Below are 3,539 nucleotides of genomic sequence, written 5' to 3'. Positions count from 1 at the left end.
CGGGTCGGCGGTGCTCGCCGCGGTGCTGCTGAAGATGGGCACGTACGGGTTCGTGCGGATCGCGATGCCGCTGCTGCCCGGCCCGTGGCGCTCGGCCGCGATCGTCGTCGTGGTGCTCGGTGTCGTGTCGGTGCTGTGGGGTGCGCTGGTGGCCCTCGCGCAGCGCGACCTCAAGCGGATGATCGCCTACACCTCGGTCACGCACCTCGGCTACGTCGTGCTGGCCGTCGGGGCGGCGGGGATCGTGGCCGCCGGGCCCGAGGCGCGCACCCTCGCCGTCACGGGCGCGACCGTCCAGATGGTGAGCCACGGGCTGATCACGGCTGCTCTGTTCCTGCTGGCCGGGGTGCTGCGCGAGCGGGGGCACACCTCGGAGATCGCCGCGTGGTCGGGGCTCGCCGGGCCGATGCCCCGCTTCTCGTGGACGTTCGCCGTGGCGGCGTTCGCGTCGCTCGGCCTGCCGGGGCTCTCCGGCTTCGTCGGGGAGTTCTCGCTGCTGGCCGGGTCGCTGCCCGCGGTCCCGGTGGCGACGGTGCTCGCCGCGCTCGGGCTCGCGATCACGGCGGCGCTGTTCCTGCGGGCGCTGCAGTCGATGCTGCTCGGTGACCGTCACCTCCCGCCTGCCGCCGAGCGACCGCCCACGCCCCGGGCCAGGCTCTCCCGGTTCCGGGCCCCGACCTCGCCGGATCTGCGCCTCGGGGAGACGACGGCGGTCGGGCTGCTGCTGGCGTGCTCGATGGCGATCGGCGTGGCTCCGGCCCTGCTGACGACGACGATCGCGCCTGCCGCCGCGCAGGTGGTGTCCCTGGTGAGCCGATGAGCACCGACGCGCTCGCGCTGCTCCCGGAGATCGTGCTCGCGCTCGGGGCGGTGCTGGGCCTGCTCGTCGGGTCGTTCTCCCCGCCCGGTCGCGAGGGCGGGGTGCGCGGGATCGGCATCGTCGCGGCGGTGGCGGCGGGCGTCGTGACGGTGGCCCGGTCGGGCGCGACGACGGCGTTCGGCGGGACCTACGTCGTCGACGCGGCCACGGACACGGTGCGGGTCGTCGTCGCGGGGGCGGTGGTGGCGACGCTGGTGTTGGCCGGGGACGTGGCCGGGAACGTCAGAAAAGTCGCTTTGCAGACACTGGACGTCCGAAAAGCGTCGTCGATCACCGGGTGGACGGGGCGGACCGACACCGCGTTCGCCGTGCTCGTCCAGCTCTCCGCGGTCGGGGCGATGGTGCTCGGCGGCGCGTCGGACCTGTTGCTCCTCGCGGCCGCCGTGCTGCTCGCCGGCCTGCCGCTCGCCGCGCTGGCGGGCCTCGCGCGGGACGGGCGATCCACCGAGGCCGCGCTCAAGTACTTCCTCTCCTCGGCCCTGTTCGGACTGGTGCTGCTGACCGGCGTCACGGTGCTGCTCGGGCTGACGGGGGCGACGGCGTACACCGCCCTGGACCGCCTGACCGGGCCGACCGCGGGCGCCGCCGCCGTCGCGCTGCTCCTGGTCCTCGCGGGCCTGCTCATGACGATCGGCGGCGTCCCCGCGCACTTCTGGGTGCCCGACGCCGTCGACGGCACGTCGCCGGTCTCCGGCGCGGTGCTCACGACGACGGCGAAGGTCGGCGGCCTGGTCGCGGTGTGGCGCCTGCTCGTCGCGGTCCCGGCGGACACCGTGCCCTGGCCGCTGCTGGTGGCGGTGCTGGCGGTGGCCTCGATGACGCTCGGGAACCTCGCCGCGTTCGCGCAGACCTCGCTGCGACGGCTGCTCGCCTACTCGACGATCAGCCAGGTCGGCTACCTGCTGGTCCCGGTGGCCGTCGCCGCCCGCACCCCGCTCGCCCTGCCGGCGCTGCTCGGGTACCTGGCGGCGTACGCGGTGACCAACCTGGCCGTGTTCGCCGTCGTCGCCGCCCGCCCGGAGGCCCTTGAGATCGCCGACCAGCGTGGGCTCGGGCGCCGTCACCCGGTGCTCGCGGTGTCGCTCGTGGTGGGCCTGCTGGGGCTGGTCGGGACGCCGCCGACGGTGGTGTTCGCGGGGAAGCTCGCCGGGTTCACCGCGGCCGTCGACGGCGGGATGACGTGGCTGGCCGCGGTGGCCGTGCTGAACTCCGTCGCGAGCCTCGTCTACTACCTGCGCTGGATCGCACCGCTCTTCGCGGCAGGCGACCCCGTCCTGCGCGACCCCACGGCGCCGCGGGCCCGGGCGGTGGCGGTCGTCCTGGCCGTCGTGTCCGTGGTCGGGCTCGCCGCCGTCCCCTGGGTGTGACCGGCCCTGCCACTCGTGCCGTCGTGACAGGCGATCCGGCCGAGGTCCGTCGCTATCGTCCGGCCGTGTGATCACTGCGTTCGGGGCGTCGTTCGACGTCGAGCCCGGCTACCTCAACACCGCCTCGGTCGGCGTCCCGCCGCGTCACGTCGTCGACACGGTGCGCGGGTGGGTCGACGACTGGGCCCGCGGCGGCGTCTCAGCGGTCGTCATGGACGGCCCGGTCGACGCGTCCCGCCGGGCCTTCGCCCGGCTCACCGGCGCCGCCGACGACGCCGTGGCGATCGGCGCGTCGGTCTCCGGCCTGCTCGGGCCGGTCGCCGCGGCGTTCCCGCCCGGCACCCGGGTCCTCACCGCGGAGCGGGAGTTCACCAGCGTGAGCTGGCCGTTCGCCGCCTGCGGGCACGCCGTGGACGAGGCCCCGCTCGAGGACCTGCCCGCGCGGGCGGCGGAGTACGACGTCGTCGCCGTGAGCGTCGCGCAGTCGGCCGACGGCGCGCTCGTCGACCTCGAGGCGCTGCGCGCCGCGACCGCGGCAGGCGACACCGTCGTCGTCCTCGACGGCACCCAGTCGGTCGGCTGGCTGCCCGCGGACCTGTCGTGGGCGGACGCCGTCGTCGCGGGCGGCTACAAGTGGCTGCTCGCGCCGCGCGGGGCCTCCTGGCTCGCGTGCTCCGGGCGGTTGCTCGACCGGGTCACGCCGAGCGCCGCGGGCTGGTACGCGGGCGACGACCGCTGGCAGCGCACGTACGGCCTGCCGCTCGCGCTCGCCGACGGGGCGCGGCGCCTCGACGCCTCCCCCGCGTGGGCGTCGTTCGTGGGCGCGGCGGCCGCCCTGGACTGGCACGCCTGGCTGGACCGCGCCGCCGTCCACGACCACGGCGTCGGGCTCGCCGGCCGCGTCCGGAAGACGCTGGACCTGCCGCCCTCGGCGTCGCCGATCGTCTCGATCCCGCAGCCCGACGCCGGGGACCGCCTCGCCGCGGCAGGCATCCGCTGCGCGCCCCGGGCCGGCGCGACCCGCATCGCGTTCCACCTGCACAACACCGACGCGGACGTGGACCGACTGCTCGACGCGCTGGCCTGAGCCACCTCGAGGTCGCCGTCCGGGCTATCCGCCTCGGTGCGGGCAGCGGTCAGTCGGCCTGGTCGCCGAGCGCCCAGCCCACCGGGGCGGCCAGGCGCAGCGCCTCGGTCGGCCCCCAGGTGCCGGGCTCGTAGGGGTACAGCTCGCCGGACCGGTCGAGGGCGGCCCCGGCGGCGTGCCAGACCTCCTCGAGCCCGTCGGGGCG

3 protein-coding genes are annotated in these 3,539 nt (G+C 76.3%); all 3 read left to right on the top strand.

Going from position 1 to position 3,539, the window contains the following annotated elements:
• Window positions 1-820 (top strand): complex I subunit 4 family protein (locus tag VGI02_RS16740; protein ID WP_331628831.1); only part of this gene is annotated, 820 nt, incomplete at its 5' end.
• Window positions 817-2,247 (top strand): NADH-quinone oxidoreductase subunit N, encoded by a 1,431-nt coding sequence (locus tag VGI02_RS16735; protein ID WP_331628830.1) that lies wholly within the window; start codon window positions 817-819, stop codon window positions 2,245-2,247. The genes VGI02_RS16740 and VGI02_RS16735, both read left to right, overlap by 4 nt.
• Before the next feature lie 67 nt (window positions 2,248-2,314).
• Window positions 2,315-3,334 carry an aminotransferase class V-fold PLP-dependent enzyme gene (locus VGI02_RS16730; protein ID WP_331628828.1) on the top strand — a complete coding sequence of 340 codons (1,020 nt, stop codon included), beginning with the start codon at window positions 2,315-2,317 and terminating at the stop codon, window positions 3,332-3,334.
• The last annotated feature ends 205 nt before the right edge of the window (window positions 3,335-3,539 follow it).

The sequence above is a fragment of the Actinomycetospora sp. genome, from assembly GCF_036497245.1.
Taxonomy (GTDB): domain Bacteria; phylum Actinomycetota; class Actinomycetes; order Mycobacteriales; family Pseudonocardiaceae; genus Actinomycetospora.
This window is presented reverse-complemented; position numbering and strand designations above follow the sequence as displayed.